The organism is Chitinivibrionales bacterium, from assembly GCA_014728215.1.
Lineage (GTDB): Bacteria > Fibrobacterota > Chitinivibrionia > Chitinivibrionales > WJKA01 > WJKA01.
The window spans coordinates 1-21,873 of the sequence record WJLZ01000189.1; the positions used below are offsets into that span (position 1 = coordinate 1).

Genomic DNA, 21,873 nt, shown 5'->3' on the forward strand with positions numbered 1-21,873 from the left:
ATATCGTATGGCGGCAAGGTTGTGAGCCAGAATTGAGTGGGGAAGTGCCGTTGAATAAATCAGGCTCCGCGCATGATTTACAAAATAGTCTCGTAGAACCCGGGTGCCGGCAAAAAAACCTCCCAGACCGGCGACTGCTTTACTGAGCGTACCCATACGAATATCGACACCTTCATGTACACCGGTTTCTTCAACAAGCCCGCTGAGGGTTTTTCCAAACACGCCGGTGGCATGGGCTTCGTCCACCATGACTATCGCCGAATATTTCCGAGCAAGCTCGCATATTTGTTCGAGCGGCGCCCGGTCGCCATCCATACTGAATACGGTATCGGTAACAATGAGCTTTTCAGCACTGTCGGATTCTTTAAGTCTTCTGGTAAGGTCATCCATGTTGCAATGATGGTAGCGGTTAAGTTTTGCCCGGGAAAGAAGAATGCCGTCGATCAGTGATGCGTGATTAAGGCGGTCGCAGAAAACTTCCGTGTCGCGAGTGCAAAGGGCCTGGAGAATCCCCACATTGGCGGCATAGCCGGAATTAAAGACGAGTGCTGATTCCGTCTGTTTCCAGTCGGCGATCTCTTTTTCGAGTTCTTCATATAACACAGAACGGGTCGTTATAAGACGGGATGCGATATTACCGCTATAGCGATTGCTGCAGAGCAGTGATGCTTCTTTTGAAACTGTTGAATTCTCGTGCAGGTTAAGATAGCTGTTGGTTGATAAATCGATTAATGCCCTCTGACCGGGTGATGCAGTCATCCGGAAAAGTTCATTTTCCCGACGTCCTTTCAATGATGATTCGATACGTTTATAAAGAGGATTCATTCTCATTTAATACTGTTTTTATCGCTCTCTGAGCGCAATAGAACATATTATCGATTTCATCTTCATTAATGCAGTATGCCGGCATAAAATAGATTACATTTCCCAGGGGGCGAATCAATAGGCCGAATTCAAGAGCTTTTTTAGCGATACGAAAAGGAATTCGTTTTTCAGGATCAAGAGCTTCTTTTGTGTCACGGTTTTTTACAAGTTCCAGGGCGCCGATCATACCCAGAGACCTGATATCACCCACAATTTCAAATGTATCAAAATTCATCAATTGGTCGGAAAAATGCTCGATTTTTTTTCCGAGACTCCGGGGAATATCTTCTTCCCGAATAACTGTCAGCGCAGCACATGCGGCTGCAGCAGCAAGCGGGTTACCCGTAAAGGAGTGGCCATGATGAAATATTTTTCCGGAAAAGGCATCGCCACAGAATTCATCAAAAACACTTTCCTTTACAACGGTAGCCGAAAGGGGAAGGTAACCTCCGGTCAGCCCTTTTGCGAGGCACATAATATCAGGTACTTCCTTTACATGCTCACAGGCAAACAGCTTGCCGGTTCTTCCAAAACCAACCGCAACTTCATCGGCAATCGTAAGAACCGAATATTTTTTACACAGAGCGAAGATCTTTTTCAAAACCTTTACGGGATAGATTCGCATGCCCGCGGCGGCCTGGACCATGGGTTCGAAAATGCACGCCGCAGTGGTATCGGCTTTCTCCTTGAGAATGTCTTCTAAAGAATCCATGCATTCTGCTTTGCATGTTTCCTTTTCTTTTCCTAAGGGACAGCGGTAACAATAAGGCGAGAGTGCAAAGTCAGCGCGTTTATAGCGCTGGTGAAACAGTGAATGGTACTGGGGAATATTTCCAACAGACATGGCACCCAGGGTATCGCCGTGATATGCTCCGGAGAGGGCAATAAATCCGGTTTTCCGTTCTCCTTTGAGTGCCCAGTATTGAAGCGCTATTTTAAGTGCCGCTTCAACAGCAGTAGAACCGTCATCGGAATAAAATATCCGCGTTTTGCCTCCGGGAAGCAGCGATGAAAGCTTGTGTGACAACTCAGCAGCAGGACGGGAGATAAACCCGGCCATCAAAACATGCTCCAGCTTATCGACCTGTTCCTTGACCGCCTTTGAAATATCCGGATGATTATGGCCAAGTATATTTACCCACCATGATGAGATAGCGTCGACATATCCCTTCCCCTTTTCATCATAAAGATAAATTCCTCGTCCATGATCCATAACCACGGGGGGATAATCGATTGTATCCTGATAGCAGGTAAAGGGAAACCAGAGTTCGGGAAATGGATCATTTTTTGAGTTCATTGCATAGATCCTTGAGCTGTTGAGGAACATCGGTAGTGTAATCTATCTCCAGAAATGGCGCCGGTGCGATGCTTTTCTGAAGCGTTTCCAGATTGTTTTTATAAATGAAATCTTTTTCACGGTTGTGAGCATTGTTGAAGACGAGTGCTGCCAGTGAAAGACCATTTTGTTTTAACATCTCAAGGCTCATGAGCGTATGGTTGAGCGTGCCGAGTTTGGGTGATGTGACAAGCACAACCGGCAATGCAAGATGTTTCATGATATCGAGCATTGTCTGGTAATCATTCACCGGGACCAGTATCCCACCTGCACCTTCAACCAGCACAAAGGTAGTATCACGGGCGAGGTTTGCATAACTTTTTTGAATTTTTTGTATCGAAATCTCCTCTCCTGCCATTTTTGCGGCACAATGGGGCGAACATGCAGGCCGGAAACGATAGGGGACATGAGCTGCATAATCGACATGGCGAATCGTAAGAAAACCTTTCAGATACTCAAAATCGGGTGCCCATAGCTTTCCATTTTCATCGACTGTACATCCGGTTTGCACCGGTTTGAGGTAGGTGACCGGCATAATCCCGGCACATGCCCTTGCAAACAGACCTGCAACATAGGTCTTGCCGATTTCCGTATCGGTTCCTGTTATAAAAAGACCCTGGGAAATGCTCACTTGAATATCGCTCCTTATTAAAAGAAATAAAAATAGTCTTTCCCCATAAAAACCTTCAATCGCTTCCTGCGGGCTTCCTGGTAATCAGGTGGTTCCGGCTAAAAAATAAATGGACCAATCGTGCTCTTCAGATAATTTCTTTTGCTTTTAGATTGCATCAAAATGTCGCAAGAGCGATTTTTTTAATTGAAACGCTGTTTCCGGGACTGAATGGTAAAAAGGCGAAAACTAATCTAGATGGATATCGGTAACGACCGGAAACCCCGACGGTCACGACTTTTGCAGAATGAGAGTGCAGTGCGGTTTACCTGCCGCTTTCATGTTGCTGCGTGCTGTTCCCGGCCTGCTTAAAAGAAAGGATTATTATGAAAAGTCCTCTTATCCTCGTGTTTACAGTACTATCCTCCCTGGTACTGGCGAGATCCGAAAAAGTAGAAACCTATCATGATAACGGAAAAACCCGGGAATGCTACACTGTCAGAACCTCGCGCGAGAACCGATATGTTCGTCATGGAAAATATACCGTCTGGCACAGGAACGGACAAAAAGCGCAGGAAGGCGAATATAAGAAAGGAGAAAAAGAGGGGGGCTGGATAGAATGGCATGAGAACGGCAATAAAAAAGCGGAAGGCGAATACAGGAACGGCAAAAAAAACGGCCCCTGGACATATTGGGATGAGAATGGACAAAAAGATAAAATTGAAACGTATAAGGATGAAATACGAAATGGAGAAATGATTACTTTTCACGACAACGGAAAAATGAACATGAAAATGTTTTTTACCGATGATCTTCGAATAGGGCAGTGGACAACGTGGGATAAGAGTGGTACTATGCGTGAGGAAGGTGTCTATGTTGACGGAAGAAAAGACAGCCTGTGGACAACGTGGCATGATAATGGTCAAAAAGCGGTTGAAGGAACCTATAGGACCGGTAAAGAAGAAGGTGTATGGAACTGGTGGAACCGAAACGGCGGTAAATTTATCCAGGGTAATTTTGAAAAGGGCAAAGAGCACGGCAAATGGACCTACTGGTATGAGAGTGGAAAGAAGGAAAAAGAAGGCGTCTATAAAGATGGTGAGAAAAACGGGCGCTGGATTTTTTATTATCCCCGGGGAACCAGAAAACGTGAAGGTGATTATGTTAATGGTAAAGAAGACGGAATGTGGGTTGAGTATTATGAGAACGGAAAAGTGATGAGGGAAGATGAGTTTATTATGGGCATGATCAAAATGGAAGATCACTACCGGAATGGCCGTTTGCGTGAAGTTTACTATATACATAAGGATAGGAGAGGCAATAAAGAAAGGTCGGGTAAATATTCATTATGGCATGAAAACGGTGCGCAGGCTACCCGGGGTTCATATGAACATGATATGAAACAGGGGCGGTGGACAACGTGGTATCCCAATAAACAGCGCAGGGAAGAAGGTGAATATCGTAATGATAAACGTACCGGGTGGTGGCGATTCTGGTATGAAAATGGAAACCGGTCCGAACATGGTGAGTATAAGGATGACCGTAAATCCGGCGAATGGATTTTGTATGATAAAGAGGGCAACGAGATCAAAAAGATAATTTACAAAAGTGGTGCTATGGTCAAAGAAACCCCTCTGAATGGGTAATATTAAATAACATTTTCATTCTCAACCTCCCCCCTTAGCCTTAGTCCCCATTTTACAATTTTTGTAACATATTCCATTCTTGGTCCGTTTATTATTTGGAGTCTCTTCAAAAACCGGCCTGCGCAGGCTATAATGATAACCAAAAAGGAGGAAGCGATGACTTGGCGATTATCAGAAGACGCCTGCGCAGGCGGTTATTTTAATGAGAGTGACATTGATGAACTTCCGGGGCGACACCTGACGGATGTGCAGTATACCGCGGCATTGAATCGACTGTTAACGATTGCGGTTGTTCCCTTTGCGTTCACAATGTGATGGGAGTGGGATTATTTATTTTTTAGGTTCAAAAGGAAGAGATCGGTAACGTATCCGGGGCAAGTCCCCGGAGTTTTTCCTGTGGATATGTTTTGAACGAGACTGAATTTAAAAAAATTTATCATGACCTTTCGGGGAAGCTGTATAATTACCTTCTCTGGATGACCCGTAACAAGGACGCCAGTGATGATATACTTCAGACTGTCTTTGTAAAGGTGTGGAAAAATACGACCGTTCCGGAAAAATTTAATGAGATTGAACCATGGCTTTTCAGGGTTGCCCGGAATGCCTGTATGGATTATTTCAGGGCGCGGAGGCGGGTAACAAAGTTACGTATGCGTTATGCCGGCGAACATACACCTTCAGTTTACAATACCGCAGAGAAAAAATCTACCTGGGAACTCCTGGGGATGCTCTCCAAAGAAGAAAGAAGTATTATTTACTTGCACCTGAAAATGGGATATAATTATAAAGAAATTGCAGATATATTGCGAATAAAAGAAAATGCAGTAAGAGTAAAAGCATTCAGGGCATTGAAGCGGCTGAGGAAAAGATACATAAAGGAATTGTTATGAACAGTGCGTCGATGCAACATCCACCGGATAAAGTGCTGACCGAATATGCTCTCGGTGAAAAGCAGGAAACGACCAGGCTCCATATTCAAAAATGTCCGTCCTGTGCTCGATTTGTCAAAGAGATAGTAATGGTCAGAGAGAGGGTGGCAACTATCGAGGATGAAGAAATTCCCCCGACAGTGCAACACAAAATCCTTTCGATCCCTAAAAAAAAGTATTTCGTTTCCGCCTGTTGGCATTCTCTCTCTTCACATAAGTCGATTCCCTTTCTTATTGGAATCGGCGTTACTCTGGCGGTAATATTCTTTTACATATTTTTTGTTTTTGTGCTCTGATATTCCTGAAGAAAACGGATTCCGGCTACATCCTGTCATTTGTAGCGATAAACTCCATTTTTTCAGGACCGATATAGATCTGCCGTGGGCGAAATATTTTTCCGCATTTATTTTCATATGTTTCCTGCCAGTGGGCGATCCATCCGGGAAGACGGCCGATGGCAAACATAACGGTCAACATGGTGGTAGGGATACCGATTGCCCGGTAGATAATTCCAGTATAAAAATCGACATTGGGATAGAGGCTTCGTGATACAAAATAGTCGTCGGTAAGCGCCCGTTCTTCCAATGTCAGGGCGATATCCAGCAGCGGATCGGTATGACCGGTCTTTTTGAAGAGTTCATCACAGATTTGTTTGGCGATTCTGGCGCGGGGATCATAGGTTTTATAAACCGCATGCCCGAAACCCATCAGCCGGAATGGATCGTTTTTGTCCTTTGCCATATCGATATATTTTTGAAGGTTATTATTATCCTGATGGATTTTTTCCAGCATTTCGATAACTGCCTGGTTGGCTCCGCCATGAAGAGAGCCCCAGAGGGCATTAATTCCCGCAGATATCGCTGCGTACAAATTTCCCCGCGCGCTGGCAACGCTTCGAACCACAAGGGTTGAGCAGTTCTGTTCGTGATCCGCATGAAGGATTAGAAGTTTGTTGAGTGCACTGACAATAAGCGGGTCCACATGACATCGTTTGATAGGCGAATCAAACATCATGTTCAGAAAATTTGCACAATAGGGAAGGTCTTCCTGGGGGTAGACATAAGGTTCTCCCCTCGATTTTTTATATGAAAACGCCGCAATAGTGCGTACTTTGGATATTAGACGGGCCGCAGTTTCATCAAAATTGGGGTCGCCTTCCATAATATGAGGATAAAAACTCGAAAGGGAGTTTACCATTGCCGAAAGTATCGACATGGGGTGAGAGCTGGGGGGAAGTCCGGTAAAAAAAAGCTGCATGTCTTCATGAATCATAGAATGCAAATTGAGATAGATGCTGAATTCGTGCTGTTCACGGGCAGTGGGAAGTTTACCATGAACAAGCAGGTAAGCGACTTCGGTAAAGAGGCACTGTTCGGCAAGATCTTCTATGGAATAGCCCCGGTACCGGAGGATACCATTTTCACCGTCAATAAAGGTAATCGCACTCTGACACGCTGCAGTATTGGAAAAGCCGTTATCGAAATTATAATAGCCCGACAGGGCTCGAATCTTGGAAATGTCGATGCCGTGATATCCTGCCGTTGCCGACAAGAGTGGAAAAGTATACTCGTTATCCCCGTTTTTAAGTACTATTGATGTCTGATCATTCATAGTTTCCTCCAATGATGTTTAATCGTGAAACAAACCAGTATCGGAAAACCAGTTAATTTTTCTGCAGGACAACAATGATCGGTGGAAAGCAGTAATTACCTGAGAATGAGAGAATAGTAGAAATGAAAACGGTCCGTTTAATTATATTTCAATATATATTACTGCTGAAAATATCGCTGGTGAGGCCCGGAAACGGGCCGGGTAGATCTCTGGGTTGAAATGAAGACTGCACTTGTATACTCCCTTGTTTTTATTTGCCTGATTAATCTATGGGCTTACGAGCCCGGGGATGATGAACGTCTTGAAGCGGCGATAGATAAGATCACTTCCCAGAATTACAAAGAAGCGGATTCGTTGCTTCGGGCGATTGTACAGAAGGATTCTTCCAGAATCGATGCACTCTATCTCCGCCTGGCCAATCATCAGACCCGCATCCTCGATTATGAATCCTATGCTCTGGAAGAAAATTTCTTTATCAGTCTCTGCGACAGTATCCAAAGTGTGCTTTTCAAAATGCTCGAGGATAAACAGGGGAAGGACTCTCTGTGGTGTCTTTTTTATATCGGAAGTGCAAAGGGTGGAAAAAGCGTTATCTGGGGTAAAAACGGGAAATGGCTTATCGCTGCCAGGGAAGCGGTTACTTCAACCAGGATATTTGAAACTATAATCGAGCTGGATTCTTCCTTTTATGCCGCTTATCTTGGAACCGGTATTTTTAAATATTATCTCAGCCAGAGTTTCAAGTGGCTTCCTTTCGTGGGGACCGGCAAAGCGACGGAGGGGATCAATGAGATTGAACTGGCAACGAAAGCGCCACCACCTTACGATCTTGCTGCAAAAAATTCGCTCTGCTGGATATTGATTGAAAGAGGAAAGTTTAAGCAGGCCGAACGAATGGTTGATGCTATATTGAAAAGGATGCCAAACAACACAATATTCCTTCGGATTAAGGCGAATATTGCATATAACCGCAAAGAATGGATAGATCTGAACCGGGCAGCCGAAAAACTGATAGAGCTTTCCGAAAAACGGTCACCGGTCAACTGGTCGGATCTTGTACTCGGGTACGAATATCTTATCTATTATTACGATCACCATAAGAGACGCAGAAGGGTACTTTCTTTGTCCAGAAGGGCACTGAGTCTTGCAATTCCCGACACATCGCGCCAAATAATTTATGTCAAGGAGCACCTGAAGAAAATTGAGCAGGTTCGCCTTCGATATATCCGGGAAGGGAATGGTGAAGAGTGAAAAAAAGGCAGATATTACTTCATGAAAAGAATATTTCTATTACTGATTGCCTGTTATATTCCTGTTATTTGTGCATATGACGGCTATGCTCCCAATATCCGGTTAAATTCGGAGCTGGATGCTTTTCTTCTCCGGCTTTCATCGCGATATGACGTCTCCTTGCCGGCATCCTGGTTTTGCCGGCCCATACATACGGCCGACCTCTTTAGTTTTTTGTCGTCAATCGACTCGCTCGACTCCGCAGGAACGTTGTCGCCCCGGGAGTCTTTCAGGCTTAAGCGGGTGAAACAGCGATTTGGCCTGCAAAGCGGAATTTATCGCTGGAAGAATGAAGAAAAGGAGACTGCGACACTCATTCATCTATCGCTTACCGGGGATATACAACCCCGTTACAGTGACGGGAAAGGGGCCGCGGTTCTCAAAGGTATTATTAATCCGTCCTTTACCGGCTCAATCGGCAAACTCTCTTTCTTTTCCGGTGTCGATGTCTGGACAGTCTACTCATCTGACACTCTTTACAGGAAGTCAAGCTATCAACCCTACAATGGTATTCCCTATAATCTTTTCGGACGGGACACAAGGAAAAGCAAAACGCGGGCCTCGGATATTCTCCGGGGAGGGATCGGTTACCGATGGGACCGGATAGAAGTCCAGACCGCGGTCGATTATATCCGCCAGGGACCGGCGATTTTCTATCCTCTTACCTTTTCGGGATATACTCCGCCTCTTACCTATCTTCGGGCCCGTCTGGATTTATGGAAAGCCGATTATTTCCATACTTTCGGCCTGCTGAAAAGTCAGAAAGATAAGCGCAAATATTTTTATACCCACCGTCTTCAGATACCCCTTTTCCGAAACCGGCTGATTGCAGGTATTAACGAAACAGTCATTAACGGGAGCACGACCGATGAAGAGAACGATTCGTTGCAGCTCAATTATTATGGCGAGGAACGGGGTTTTGAATGGGTGTATATGATCCCCTTTATCCCCTATGCATTTGCCGAACATTATAACGGCGACCGGGACAATGCAACTATGTCATTCGATCTTTGTCTGAACTATCCTCGAAATTTCAGATGGTACGGAGAATTTTTTATTGATGATATTTCAGCACCCTGGACCCTTTTCAGTGATGATTTCGGCAATAAATGGGGGCTTACCGCCGGAGCGCAAATGTTTACAGTCCTCTTTCAAAAGGATATTACCGCTACGGTGGAATACTCACGAATCGAACCCTGGGTATACACTCATTTTTATGGCGGAAGTCATCGATATACTCATTTCGGCCAAAGTCTGGGTTCGCCTCTGGGGCCAAATTCGGCGGCACTGGTTGTGCAGATTGAATCGGAGATATCACCGCTGAATACTGTAGGAATCCGGTTTCGTAACAGAAGAAAAAACAGTAGCGCACGAGGCGGATCAATCAAGCATATTTTTCAGGATTCATCGTATACATTTAATGATACGACTCTATATCCGTCTCAACCGGATTCTGAAAGAAAAGAATTTTTGGGGTCCCAGACCGTCTCATCCAACCGGCTCGGTCTTGTCTGGAAATTTTCTCCCTTCGGCATATTTCATGTCAGCGCCGTGGTGGAGTATGATTTTTCCAGCCACAATGAAGGAGTATTTGCACACATAGACGGTGGATTTGTTTTTTGAATTTTTGCATATGCCGCAGAATAACTCAACTACTATCAGGCGCAAAGCGCTTTCACATAAGCCGGAACAGCCCTTCGTAAATAATTCCGTCCGGCTTCCCATATATGAAAAGCGGGATGAAATACTCGATGCTCTCGCAAAGAATCGGGTTATTATTGTCGCCGGTGAGACCGGTTCAGGCAAAACAACCCAGCTTCCCCTCATGTGCAGAGAAGCCGGACGGGGTCGGAGCGGGAAAATCGGTATCACTCAGCCCCGTCGTATCGCTGCCCTCTCTATCGCTCGTCATGTAGCATCATGCCTGAATACCCCGGTAGGAGAAACGGTCGGTTATAAAGTACGCTTTCATGAGCAGGTAAGTAAGAACACTGCTATACAATTCATGACCGATGGTATGCTTCTGGCCGAAATTGCCGAAAGTCCCGATTTAAAGCAGTATGATACTCTCATCATTGATGAAGCTCATGAGCGGAGCTGCAACATCGATTTTATTCTTGGATATCTCCGGATGTTGCTTCAACGGCGAGATGATCTGCAGGTGATAATATCATCGGCGACAATGGATACACAACTCTTTTCCCGTGCCTTCAACCATGCGCCGATAATAACCGTTTCGGGAAGACTTTATCCGGTGTCGATTACCTATAAACCGGCAATTGAAATGTGGGATGGCGAAGGGATGCGGACGTATGCCGATGTGGTTGTTTCGGCAATACGCGAGATAATCGACAGAAAAGAGGACGGTGATATACTTGCCTTTCTTCCCACGGCGCGGGACATCCTCGAGACGATTTCGGGATTGAAAGGTCCTGCGGCGGACGATAATGCTGCTGTGTTGCCCCTGTACAGTCGGTTGAGTCTTGCGCGGCAGAAGAAAATATTCCAGCCTCTGGGAAAGAGGAAAATAGTCGTGGCGACCAATATTGCGGAGACATCACTGACCGTTCCCGGAATCCGTTTCGTTGTCGATACCGGACTCGCCCGGAAACTCCGTTATGAACCCCACGCAGGTGCAAGCCGGATGCCGGTAGAACGGGTATCAAAAGCCTCTGCCGATCAGCGTACCGGACGATGTGGGAGGGTACGGGATGGTGAGTGTATCAGGCTCTATTCTTTTCATGATTATGATACCCGTCCAAAATACACCACACCGGAGATACGCCGTGCCAATCTCGCTTCGGTTATTCTCACCATGAGTTCTCTTCATTTAGGAGATGCTGAGAATTTCCCTTTCCTGCAGCGGCCATCCCGAAAAGCCCTCTCCGACGGATACTACCAGTTGCGGGAATTGGGGGCAATAACCCGGGAGCGAACAATCACTTCACTGGGAAGAAAAATGGCGGCATTCCCCCTTGATCCGCCAATCGCTCGAATGCTCCTTTATGCACAACACCATAGTGCACTGAGGGAAATGTGCATTATTGCGGCAGCGCTATCGGTGGTAGATCCACGAACTGAGGATGGTGATGGTTCTGATGGCCGAACATCGACCGAGCGGAGCTTCATTCACCCTGAATCGGATTTTATGACGCTTATTGCGCTCTGGAACAGTCATAAGAAAGCAGTAAAAGGAAAACCGGCGCAAAAGAAATTAATGGAGTTCTGCAAAAGAAAGGGACTTTCATATACCCGAATACGCGAATGGATTGATGTACACGATCAGATAGTTCGCATTCTCCATTCCATGCGGGGTTTCAAGATGAATTCGGCACCGGCTTCCTATGTAGATATTCATAAAAGTTTACTCTGCGGGCTTATGGCTAATGTTGCGGTCCGTCAGGAAAATAAACTGTATCAGGGTACAAAAGAGCATGATATCATGATATTCCCCGGTTCGACGCTCTTTGGAAAAGAACCGAAGTGGGTGTTGTTTCATGAACTGGTCGAAACCCGGCGTTTGTACGGACGAACTGCAGCGGTAATCAGGCCGCAATGGATTGAAGAGCTTTTTGCAAAACGGTGCACCTATTCCTATAAGGATCCGTTTTTCGATCATCGCAGCGGGATCATTCGGGCCAGGGAACAGGTGACCTGGAAAGGGTTGACTATTGTCCACAACCGCATGGTCAATTACAGCGTAAAAAAACCTGAACACGCATCGAAAATTTTTATTCAGCAGGCCCTGGTGGAAGAAAAGGCCGGGAACAAATACCGTTTTATCAGAAACAATCATGATGTGAAAGAGAAAATTCTCAGGGCTCAGGAAAAATTACGGACAAAAGCCTATTATGCCGGTGATGCGCTTCTTGCCGATTTTTACGAAGAACGGCTCAAAGGCGTGGCAGGACTTCGCGATTTAAATAAAGCAATCGCCAAAGAGGGGAGCGATAAATTTCTATGCATCGATGAGTCTGAGCTTCTTGCTGAAGAGCTTCCTGCACGCCTCGATCAATATCCCGATGAGATTGTTATCGGGACCGTGCCGGTAGAGGTATCCTATGCCTTTTCTCCCGACCTCGAAAATGATGGGGCGACCATTACGATTCCTTTGCATTTGTATAACGCCGTACCGATTTATTATTGGGACTGGCTTCTTCCGGTTTACTGGAAAGAGCGTATTGCCCTGTTTGCAAAGATCGTACGAAAGAATCTTCCACCGGGCGTTTTTTCGAGAGATATCGAGAATGAATTGCTGCACTCGTTACGCCCCAGTCCCTTACCCTTTATAACTGCATTGCGCTCTTGTGCAAAAGATAAATTCGGGTGTGACATCCCTGTCGAACGGATAAATTATTCATCCTTTCCGGATCATTGCTGGGTCAGGGTCAGAGTCGTGGATACCAAAGGCGTTATACGTGATACGTTCAGACTTCCGAAGACCACACCCTGTCTTCCCTATCCCGGTTTGATGAAACGTCCGCCTTTCTGGGCGCCACACTGCTCCACGTGGGAGCGGACAGATATCGTAGAATGGGATTTTGATACGACTCCCGAGACAGTCGCTCTGTCAAGCAAGGACCAAGCCGTCCCGCTTCCGGGATACATGGCGTTATGCCGGGAAGACGATTCTGCCGGATTACGGGTCTTCTTTTCGCGGGAAAGCGCCGATACGTCCCATGCTGAGGGAGTTCGTTTTCTTCTCGAGAAGGCGCTGGAAGAAGAACTTGCCTGGGCCTGCGGATCATTTTCTGTCCCTTTCGATCTGATCAGAATGTGTAGTGATTTTACCGATAAGAAGGAATTGAGAAAGACAATCAATCGCCTGGCTGCTGAACTGGCTCTGGAACTTCCCGAAACACTGCCCCGTGTAAGGTGTGAATTTGAAACGCTTGTCCGTAATGCATCGGTAAGAATTCCAACCGCCCATCGGGAAATCTACACCTGGTTTCTTTCCATTGCCCGGGAGTATGGGGAGTGTAAAGAAACTCTCGACCGGCTCGAAAGAAAACACAACGATAACGCCAGGTCCACCATTGCCGACGAACTGTATAATGAACTCGACAATTACCTGTCCCGGCTTTTTGTCGCTAATCCCGATATCCGTTTCATTGCAGAAATCAAACGGTATCTTAAAGCACTGAAATATCGGATCGAAACAGGGTTTCTGAAACCCCGTAAATATAAAGAGTCAATGCACATAGTTCGGGCGTTCAGAAAGGAGTTGCGGGGCTTCGAGGATTTGCCCCAGTCGAATTTTTTCTTTCTGAAGAAAGAATTGCGTACGCTCGGCTTTATGATCGAAGAAATCGCTGTTGCACTCTTTACTCCTCAGAATATGAAAACAAAATTTAAAATCTCCGGGAACCGGATCGAAAAAAAGATCTCCCACATTGAAGAAATGGTCCTGAAAAGCACGGTGGGACCGGGTGGGAAATGGGGGGAATAGGCATGAATCTGATATTTTTCAAGTCCCATACGTTTCTTGCCCGCGAAATTGAAAACGCTCTTGGCCGGCGGAAAGATGTTCAACCGGTTATACTCTCTGTACCGGAACGCATCGGGAAAGATGCTGTTGACACTGTCTATGAGCAGATCAAAAGCTACCTTCCTGCCATTGTGCTCTCTGTCAACAACGCCGGATATGATTTTGATGGCAGGTTGAGTGACCGGCTTGCCGCAGATGGCGCTTATCAGGTCAATTGGGATGTCGATGATCCTTTTTATAAAACGCACTACCATGGAGTCCGGCAGCCGAATATGCATAACCGGCTCGATTTCGTCACCGAAGCATCTTTCGTTCCCAGAATGAATGCCACCGGCTACCATGCCCATTTCCTTCCGCTGGGAGTTGACCCTTCTCTCTTTAATTCTCAGGGGGCCGTCGATTACACGCAGGATATCGCCTTTGTAGGGAATTCGAGTCTGGAGTTCCTCGATACACTTGTGGGCGGCGATATCGGGAGAGAAATGGAAAAGGCGGCGCCTCTGATTGGCCGCCTGAAACAGGTATATTATAAAAACCCCCGTCTCGATTTGCGAAAGTACCTCCTTGATAATAAAAAACAGTGGCAGGACATCACAAACCTTGAACAGGAAAAATTTCTTTTTGTCATTTTGTGGATCGTTGGATATTTTTACCGCCGGGATTTTATCATCGCCATATCAAACCACTACAAAAATCGCTTTACCTGCTATGGTGATGCATACTGGAGCAGGTTTCTTACTCAGTCACCCGTTTCAACTGATGCCTGTTATTACGATAACCTGTGCAGATATTACCGCTCCACAAAAATAAACCTGAACATTAACCGGATCCAGATAAGAACCTCATTTACAAACAGGATGTTCGACTGTAAGGCAAGCGGGGCCTTTTTGCTGACCGAAAAACGCGAACTGAATGAACGCTTCTTTACCACCGACGGTCCCGAGCAGGAAATTGTGGAATTCAACTCGCTGGAACAGTGCAAAGAACTGATCGATTATTATCTTGAACACGATGATGAACGGGAAAAAATTGCTGCAGCAGGACAGGAAAAAGTGTTGAGATTGCATACCTATGACTGCAGGATTGATCTGATGCTTCAGATTAGCAGAGAGACCTGGGGTGTATAGTGAGAAAAGATATGAAAAACCAACGGCCATCATTCACGAACCTTACATTATCCGAAGTACAGGAAGCATTTGCTTCCATGGGAGAACCGGCGTTTCGGTGGAAGCAGGTGGTGAAATGGGTATATCAGAAAAGAATTGCGTGCTTTGATGACATGACCAATGTCGCAAAAAAGAGCAGAAGGCTTCTTGATCAAAGGTTTTCCCTTTCTAAATTACCGGTTTCTAATCGTGTGGTCTCCAGGTACAAGGATGCAGTCAAGTTTGGATTTACTCTTTCCGACGGTGCGGTTATTGAAAGCGTCCTACTCTATGATAAGAATCGAAGAACTATATGCGTTTCTTCTCAGCTTGGATGCGGCTTAGGATGTACATTCTGCGAAACAGGGACAATGGGATTTATTCGCAATTTAAGTCAGGGAGAAATTCTGGGCCAGATAATTGGAACTAACGATTATCTGGATTCACAAGGCGATAAATCAATAACCAATATCGTATTCATGGGTATGGGGGAGGCGCTCTCCAATTATGCCAATTTCCGGTCGGCGGTTGAGATTATAATGAATGAAAATGGGTTTGGTCTTGGAGGACGGAAAATTACGGTTTCCACTGCCGGAGTGGTACCTTCAATAGAAAAACTGCTGAAAGAGGGTTTGAATCTGGGGCTGGCAATTTCGCTTAACAGCTATAATAATGAAAAAAGAAGCAGAATTATGCCTGTCAACACAACCTATCCCCTTGAATCGGTAATAAAAGCTGCCCAAAAATATTTTGATAGAACCGGGCGGCGGGTAACATTCGAGTATGTTGTTGTTGAAGGAGAAAATGACAGCAATGAAGCGGTTAATGCATTAGCCGAATTATTGAAAAATGTTACCTGCAAAATTAATCTTATTCCTGTTAATGCATGTTCATCCCGTTTTCTATCCGCCCCAACCGATAGAAAAATCAATGAATTAGCTCAAAAACTCCTTTCCCGTGGGCTTTTTGTTACAATCCGCAAAAGTAGAGGACAGGATATCAGCGGAGCCTGTGGCCAACTCAGTTCAACAAAGCTTAATCTCACAAAGTGCTAAAGTGCCGAATTTAATTTTCCGATATCTTTAATAAATCGAATCTATGAATCCGGGAAACCGAAAGGAGGCGCCTGGGGAACAAAATTACTTCTCTTTCTAATTTTTCAAGGTAGCTGTATTTCTGCAGCTCTATGGCACGGAAGCCAAAAGAATATTTCAAAAACAAGGAGGTTTAACCATGCGTATCAATCATAATATCCCTTCAATGGTCACTCAGGGTTCTCTTTCCAGTGTTAACCGGGAAATGGCCAAATCCCTGGAACGACTTTCAACCGGTTTAAGAATTAACAGAGCAAGTGATGACGCTGCCGGATTAGGTGTGTCTGAAAACCTGCGTACCCAGGTCCGTGGTACGGCCCAGGCAATGCGGAATGCACAGGATGGTATTGCTGCGATAACCATTGCTGAAGGTGCTGCAAATGAAATCTCGGCTATCCTTCAACGTATGCGTGAACTGGCTATCCAGACTGCCAATGACACGCTGACCAGCGTAGAACGTCAGTATACCGATTCTGAATTTCAGCACCTGGATGATGAAATCAACCGTATCGCAAGTGTCACTAACTATAACGGCATGGATCTGCTTTCCAGCGTTTCGACCAGATTCGGTTATTCTTCAGGAACCACCGACGGTTCTACACTCTGGGTCGACGCCAATAACACGTATGGCAATGACAGTGTAACTATAACAATCGATACATTGACTTCTGCAGGTATCAGCGTCGACAGCCTGTCACTCACCAGTCAGGCATCATCAGTAGAGGCTGTTTCCGGTCTCGATGATGCTATCGACAGCGTCAACAGGATGAGGACCAATATGGGTGCATATATCAACAGGCTTGAACACAGTATAAACAACCTGACCATATCCAATACCAACCAGCAGTCGGCTGAATCGAAGATTCGTGACGTCGATTTTGCTAATGAGTCGTCTCAGTACACACGGAATCAGATTTTGACACAGTCCGGCACCGCAATGTTGGCACAGGCAAATCTTGTTCCGCAGAGTGTTCTCCAATTGCTTGGATAAGTCTGAGCAGGAAAAAACTATGCCCTATCCAGGAGGCGGGATTATTCCCGCTTCCTTTTTTAATTCCCCCCAAATTATTCCTTTGTATTGTCTTTTCTCGTAAAGACCCTGCCCTGTAAGACAGTGTTTTTAAAATGAACAATAAAATAATGATATCAAATTAATAACAAATTAATAACAAAAAGTCAGAAAATTATGCAAATATGCTGGAAATATAGTAAATTATTAAAAAGTAGTGTAAATCGGTCAATATTTAATATCAAGCCTGTTTATAGTTCAAATGAAACTCCATTATAGCACATATCCGATCATGCTGGTAATTCTTCTCTGTCTGGCAACCGGAGGTATTGGTTACGTAATGGGGAACAGCAATTTACCCGATTCAAACAATGCTGCCGATAGGTACCTGCTTTCCAGTATCATTTCTGAGGCCGACCCCGATCATTATCAAATTGTTTCCCTGCATGCTCCTCATACCATGCAGGATACGGTAAATGGAGTGCAATTTTCACTTTCAACTCCAAAGATGTCCTATAAACCGGGTGAAAAAATTACTGTCAATTATGCTGTGAAAAATCTTTCTCCTCGAAAGGTCTCCTTTAATTTCTCGTTAGATTGCCCATTCGATATGGTGGCAGTGGCAGGGAATGATACCGTGAGCTGGTATTTGCAGGAGCATCCTTGCCTGTTACAGCCGGCAGAAATAACCCTCGAGGCTTTTGAAGAAAAGGGGATTGAATTTCCTGCGATTCCGATGACTTCCGGAAAAGGTCCTCTTACTGTTTGGGCCGGAATGCGAGGATACGATTATTCCAGACTTTCAATTCAGTTGGAGCCAGAAGGCATCAATTCTGAGGCTACAGACAGCAAGTGGGATATTGCTCCAAAAAATAAGGCGCCCAAAATTACGTTTGATCAAAAAGACCAGGTAATGAACCTGCATCTCGAAAAGGGACATAAGCTTTCCATATCTGTCTATATAGTGAACGGACAGAAAGTCAATCAATTATCAAGTGAGAAGTTTTTTCCTCCCGGCATTCATCAATTCAGTTTCAAAAATGCCAGATTCGGTGAAGGTGTTTTGATTGTCAAAATTGCAGGTAATGAATTTTCACAGACAAAAATTATTAACATCCTCAAATAGTGCCTGTAAATGCTGTAGTCATTTCTCAATCCATTATATTTTTAGATTGAATCGAGCGAATGAATTATCTTGAAACTCCTGTCGAGGTTGGAGTTGGTGAAAAGATCCAGGACAAATCCCGGCGGAATGCAGAAAATCAGTTCTTTGTTATTTTCCTGAAAAAGTCTCCACGAGTATACAAATACACCCAGCCAGTGGCTGTCGAGGTAATTGATTGAACTGAGGTCAATCACAAGCTGCTGAAACGGTTTTTTGGCCATATTCTCGAGTCTTTTGGATATTTTGATTGCATCCTCAGAAGAAATCTTTCCGGTAATCTCCAACACCGGAATATCCTTATGTTTCTTTGCTTTAATTTTAATTGCCATTACAGCAATTCCTCTGAAAGAAAATTGTATAGTGATGATTTTTCGTTCATTTAATCATTCATTGCCGACAAGAAAAATGATTTACCGTATATTGTCCGTTAAGCTTTTGCTTCTTGCTCTTTTTATCTGTACCTGTACACATAATCCTTCCGGGCCCGACCAGAAGGAAACATATGCGGGCACTTTCAATTATACCGTTTTTATTCCTTCAATGCCACAAGATTCATTGAGAATTGTAATCGAAATTACCGATCGTGCAATGATGGAGGATTCTCTCTGTTTCGCCCTTCCACCGGTGTATGCCGACAATCCACTTCTCGACGAAACAGGAAATAATGTTCACAATATTATAGTTTACGATTCGTCGGGAAACACAATCGGCCATACTATTGATAGTATGCAAATCGGGCCGAAGAAAAACGGCATTCTCACATTTGAAGATATCCATGCTCCCGTTACTGTTGAGTATACGGTAACATTCAATTATATCGATTCGGCATTTATGCCGCCACCATACATTGGTGAAAATACGGGATATTGTGCCGGACACTATCTTTTCGCGATTCCTCTGGCGAGCCGGGAGCTTGCTCATATCTGGCGGGACAGGCGTGATATTTCCCTCGATTATGTTCTTGGTAATGCAATTCACCTCCGGGGAGACGGTCCCGATAACGTTGAATATTCCAATGCATACGAACTACTCTTTTCCACCTTTGCCTTGGGGGGTGAAGAGCTAATTTGGGGGACCTGGGGCGGACAGGAATTCGGCATTGTTTCTCTTTCATCGGAGATTTCCCTCACAGCCTCTTTCGTGGTTTCGATTGAAAATACCGTCGCCACCCTGCTTTCTGATATCACCGGCTCCTTTATGCCTCTTAATCACCCGCTTACCGCGATGTTAGGTGTTGTTGAAGGCGGTGGCATTGAAGGGTATCATGCCTTTGCGGTTATGCGCCCCGACCCGGATGATACTCTCGGCGTTTTTAATATGGTCCTGACCCATGAAATTCTTCATAGCTGGATCGGGGTGCGCGTCGGTGATTGGGAAGATCCATGGTTTAAGGAAGGGATCACCAATTATCTGGGATTTTTGATAACAAAAAGAAATAATTATTGCTCCCGGGAATATCTGGAGAGTGTGCTCCTCAAAGATCTTAGTGATTCTCCTGATGTACAAGACTACGCTCTTTCCGATCCTTCAAACAGGATCTGGCTGTTTACGGGGCCGGATAGTCGGACCGAACTTGTGTATGTCAAAGGTGCGCAGGTTGCCATGCTTCTGGATCGAAGACTCCGGCGGGGACCTGCCGGGGTGTCGCTGGATGAGATTATCGGTGCTTTTGTCGCGGCCTGTGATGGAAGAGCATTTTACCGCTCTGAATGGGTTGAGTTCATGGAGAGCAGTGCCGGCTCAGCGGTCGATGATATTTTCGCGGAGTATGTAGACAAGCCTGGCGCCATTCCCGATTCGGTTCTTCAGGAAAATTACCTGTGGCTGGGCAATCATGGCGCCTTCGGAGATTTTGTTCTTGCAAAGAAGAGGCCCTGCGGGGATGCCTTAGCCGATATCGTGAAATGGTAATATTCCATTTATTGATTTAGTGTAAGTCTCACAAATGAGACCCCCGGTCCTGGATGTGGGACGGTGAGCTTCGATACCTGGCCTTTTTCGCTGAAAAATCCCTGATTAACCTGGTATGTCATTTGCAACGATGGCGGTTCTGGAGGGTACGGGCACCTTTTCAACGAATAGAGACGGAGAGATCGAGGACAGAATACAAGCAGGATCGCTTGTGTTGAGCATCGAACTTCTTACTGGTAGTGCCTCAAGCGAAAAATTTATTATCATTCGTCAAAAATTATAAGGAGGGAATAATGAATATCCGAGGAGCACTTCTGATTCTATATTTAGCGGCTGGGATATCCGCTCAAATAGTGTTGCCGATAAAGGACTCCTGTTTGCTTGAAGGTACTGTTATGGATGATCCTGCGGTGATTGGTTGGAGACGCATGAGCATGCCGGTTGCCGGGGCACAGGTGTATCTCAAAAAAAGTGTCGATATCGCTTATCCGATGGATAATAGCGGAAACGATCAATTGTATCCGGCGCCCTATCCCTACTATATGATTGTTGATTCGGCGAAAACCGATGCTGCCGGTGAATTCTCATTTGGAAAAAGGACGCCGGGGAATTATCGGTTAACAGTTGTGGCCGACGGTTATCATTCGAAAAACGAAGATCTGTATCTTAAAAAAGACGAAGATATCACTATCATTCTTGCGCCGGAAGGAGCGTATGGAAGTATCTCGGGTAATGTGACTGCCGCCGAGTGTCCCTCAAATCCAGATATTCTTGCTCCGTGCATAATCAGGCCGGTTTCAGGCTGCACGGTGACGGTAGTATTGGATACGTCTTTAATATATCCGGTTCCGGGGCCTGTTTTGATGGATGATTATTCGCAGAATATAATTGCCCCGGATGGTTATTACCGTGCTGTCACCGACAGCGACGGTAATTACAAAATCGACAGTATCCCGATTACCGAATCGGACCAGGCGGTCAGGGTAACAGCCCGCAAATCGGGGTATGCACCGGAAACCAAGACAACAACCCTGGATAATTTTTCGGTTTCCATAATCAATTTTTCTTTGACAGAAGCCTATGCCAATTCCGCAACCAATATTCTTCGAAACGTACATTTCACTGCCGCTACCGATAAGGCAGTATATACTCCCGGTAATGAAGTGCGGGTGATGTACAAGGTGAAAAATAATTCTCAACGTACCGTTACCTATGAGATGGGGGGCTGCCAGTATGGTCTTCTCGTTGAGCATGGTCAGGGCGATATTGTATACGAGTATCCGGGGACTATGTTCTGTCCTGCCTATGTTGTAACCCGGACACTGGACCCCGGCGATAGTCTGGTTTTTCATTTTCCCGCTTTCAACGCCCCCGATCAGGCCGGCACCTTCACGGCTACCGCATGGATATTGAATCATGACAGCACCAAAGTATCGGTCGATTTTTCTGTAGATACTGCTCTGCCGGCCCTGTCGGGAACCGGCCTTGGAAAGGGGAAAAGCCTTGAAGAATTATCCTTTGGAACAACCTCCGGGACCCTGGAATTCAGTATCGATAAGGCGCAGGTGATTTCGATTGAGGCGTTTCTGCTTAACGGCAAAACCATCCCCTTGATCTCACGCAGATATATGAACGCCGGCCGGCATGAAATTTCCCTGAATGAACGAGTATTGTCAAGCAAAGCGGCGGTTTTCCGAATGAGCGGAATGAACTTTTCCAGAGTTATACGAGCAGTAGTGGTGAAATAATATTGTATCTTTTTAAAAAATCGGGGA

The 21,873-nt window shown here is 45.4% G+C and carries 18 protein-coding genes; 13 read left to right on the top strand and 5 right to left on the bottom strand.

Annotation, left to right across the window (positions count from 1 at the left end; genetic code table 11):
- The 3 genes from GF401_17025 to bioD all read right to left on the bottom strand — a co-directional run.
- On the bottom strand, nt 1-831 hold an 831-nt coding region (locus GF401_17025; protein ID MBD3346761.1), incomplete at its 3' end, for an aminotransferase class I/II-fold pyridoxal phosphate-dependent enzyme.
- Complete coding sequence (gene bioA / locus GF401_17030; protein MBD3346762.1) at nt 809-2,161, bottom strand: adenosylmethionine--8-amino-7-oxononanoate transaminase; 1,353 nt, start codon at nt 2,159-2,161, stop codon at nt 809-811. The genes GF401_17025 and bioA, both read right to left, overlap by 23 nt.
- Nucleotides 2,145-2,891, bottom strand: a complete 747-nt coding sequence (bioD, locus tag GF401_17035) for a dethiobiotin synthase (protein ID MBD3346763.1) — start codon at nt 2,889-2,891, stop codon at nt 2,145-2,147. Before bioD ends, bioA begins: the two co-directional genes overlap by 17 nt.
- A gap of 305 nt (nt 2,892-3,196) precedes the next feature.
- Here bioD and GF401_17040 point away from each other — a divergent pair, with 305 nt between their 5' ends.
- From GF401_17040 to GF401_17055, 4 genes are all read left to right on the top strand, one after another.
- Nucleotides 3,197-4,456 (top strand): hypothetical protein, encoded by a 1,260-nt coding sequence (locus tag GF401_17040; protein ID MBD3346764.1) that lies wholly within the window; start codon nt 3,197-3,199, stop codon nt 4,454-4,456.
- Between the two features lie 156 nt (nt 4,457-4,612).
- Nucleotides 4,613-4,771, top strand: coding sequence for a hypothetical protein (locus GF401_17045; GenBank protein ID MBD3346765.1), 159 nt, complete (start codon nt 4,613-4,615; stop codon nt 4,769-4,771).
- Nucleotides 4,772-4,812: 41 nt separating this feature from the next.
- Nucleotides 4,813-5,346, top strand: a complete 534-nt coding sequence (locus GF401_17050) for a sigma-70 family RNA polymerase sigma factor (GenBank protein MBD3346766.1) — start codon at nt 4,813-4,815, stop codon at nt 5,344-5,346.
- Nucleotides 5,343-5,681 carry a hypothetical protein gene (locus GF401_17055; GenBank protein ID MBD3346767.1) on the top strand — a complete coding sequence of 113 codons (339 nt, stop codon included), beginning with the start codon at nt 5,343-5,345 and terminating at the stop codon, nt 5,679-5,681. The genes GF401_17050 and GF401_17055 overlap by 4 nt, the downstream gene beginning before the upstream one ends.
- Nucleotides 5,682-5,706: 25 nt before the next feature.
- On the opposite strand, the gene GF401_17060 is transcribed toward GF401_17055, so the two are convergent.
- Nucleotides 5,707-6,996 carry a citrate synthase gene (locus GF401_17060; protein MBD3346768.1) on the bottom strand — a complete coding sequence of 430 codons (1,290 nt, stop codon included), beginning with the start codon at nt 6,994-6,996 and terminating at the stop codon, nt 5,707-5,709.
- A gap of 219 nt (nt 6,997-7,215) precedes the next feature.
- Here GF401_17060 and GF401_17065 point away from each other — a divergent pair, with 219 nt between their 5' ends.
- The 7 genes from GF401_17065 to GF401_17095 all read left to right on the top strand — a co-directional run bounded on the left by GF401_17065 (nt 7,216) and on the right by GF401_17095 (nt 18,148).
- Nucleotides 7,216-8,247 carry a hypothetical protein gene (locus tag GF401_17065; protein MBD3346769.1) on the top strand — a complete coding sequence of 344 codons (1,032 nt, stop codon included), beginning with the start codon at nt 7,216-7,218 and terminating at the stop codon, nt 8,245-8,247.
- 21 nt (nt 8,248-8,268) lie between these two features.
- Nucleotides 8,269-9,909 (top strand): hypothetical protein, encoded by a 1,641-nt coding sequence (locus GF401_17070; protein MBD3346770.1) that lies wholly within the window; start codon nt 8,269-8,271, stop codon nt 9,907-9,909.
- A 10-nt stretch (nt 9,910-9,919) separates the two neighbouring features.
- Nucleotides 9,920-13,735 (top strand): ATP-dependent RNA helicase HrpA, encoded by a 3,816-nt coding sequence (gene hrpA, locus GF401_17075; protein MBD3346771.1) that lies wholly within the window; start codon nt 9,920-9,922, stop codon nt 13,733-13,735.
- A complete protein-coding gene (locus GF401_17080) occupies nt 13,723-14,901 on the top strand; it encodes a glycosyltransferase (GenBank protein ID MBD3346772.1) in 1,179 nt (392 codons plus the stop codon). Before hrpA ends, GF401_17080 begins: the two co-directional genes overlap by 13 nt.
- Nucleotides 14,902-14,912: 11 nt before the next feature.
- A complete protein-coding gene (rlmN, locus tag GF401_17085) occupies nt 14,913-15,974 on the top strand; it encodes a 23S rRNA (adenine(2503)-C(2))-methyltransferase RlmN (protein ID MBD3346773.1) in 1,062 nt (353 codons plus the stop codon).
- Nucleotides 15,975-16,152: 178 nt separating this feature from the next.
- The gene (locus tag GF401_17090) at nt 16,153-17,004 is read left to right on the top strand and encodes a flagellin (protein MBD3346774.1); all 852 of its coding nucleotides are present in this window, start codon (nt 16,153-16,155) and stop codon (nt 17,002-17,004) included.
- A gap of 280 nt (nt 17,005-17,284) precedes the next feature.
- On the top strand, nt 17,285-18,148 hold the full coding sequence (locus tag GF401_17095; GenBank protein ID MBD3346775.1) for a hypothetical protein: 864 nt from the start codon (nt 17,285-17,287) through the stop codon (nt 18,146-18,148).
- Between the two features lie 41 nt (nt 18,149-18,189).
- Here GF401_17095 and GF401_17100 read toward each other — a convergent pair whose 3' ends face one another.
- Entirely contained in the window at nt 18,190-18,516 is a 327-nt protein-coding gene (locus tag GF401_17100; protein ID MBD3346776.1) for an anti-sigma factor antagonist, read from the bottom strand.
- A gap of 34 nt (nt 18,517-18,550) precedes the next feature.
- Here GF401_17100 and GF401_17105 point away from each other — a divergent pair, with 34 nt between their 5' ends.
- Nucleotides 18,551-20,098, top strand: a complete 1,548-nt coding sequence (locus tag GF401_17105; GenBank protein MBD3346777.1) for a hypothetical protein — start codon at nt 18,551-18,553, stop codon at nt 20,096-20,098.
- 293 nt (nt 20,099-20,391) lie between these two features.
- The gene (locus GF401_17110) at nt 20,392-21,846 is read left to right on the top strand and encodes a hypothetical protein (protein MBD3346778.1); all 1,455 of its coding nucleotides are present in this window, start codon (nt 20,392-20,394) and stop codon (nt 21,844-21,846) included.
- Nucleotides 21,847-21,873 lie beyond the last annotated feature (27 nt).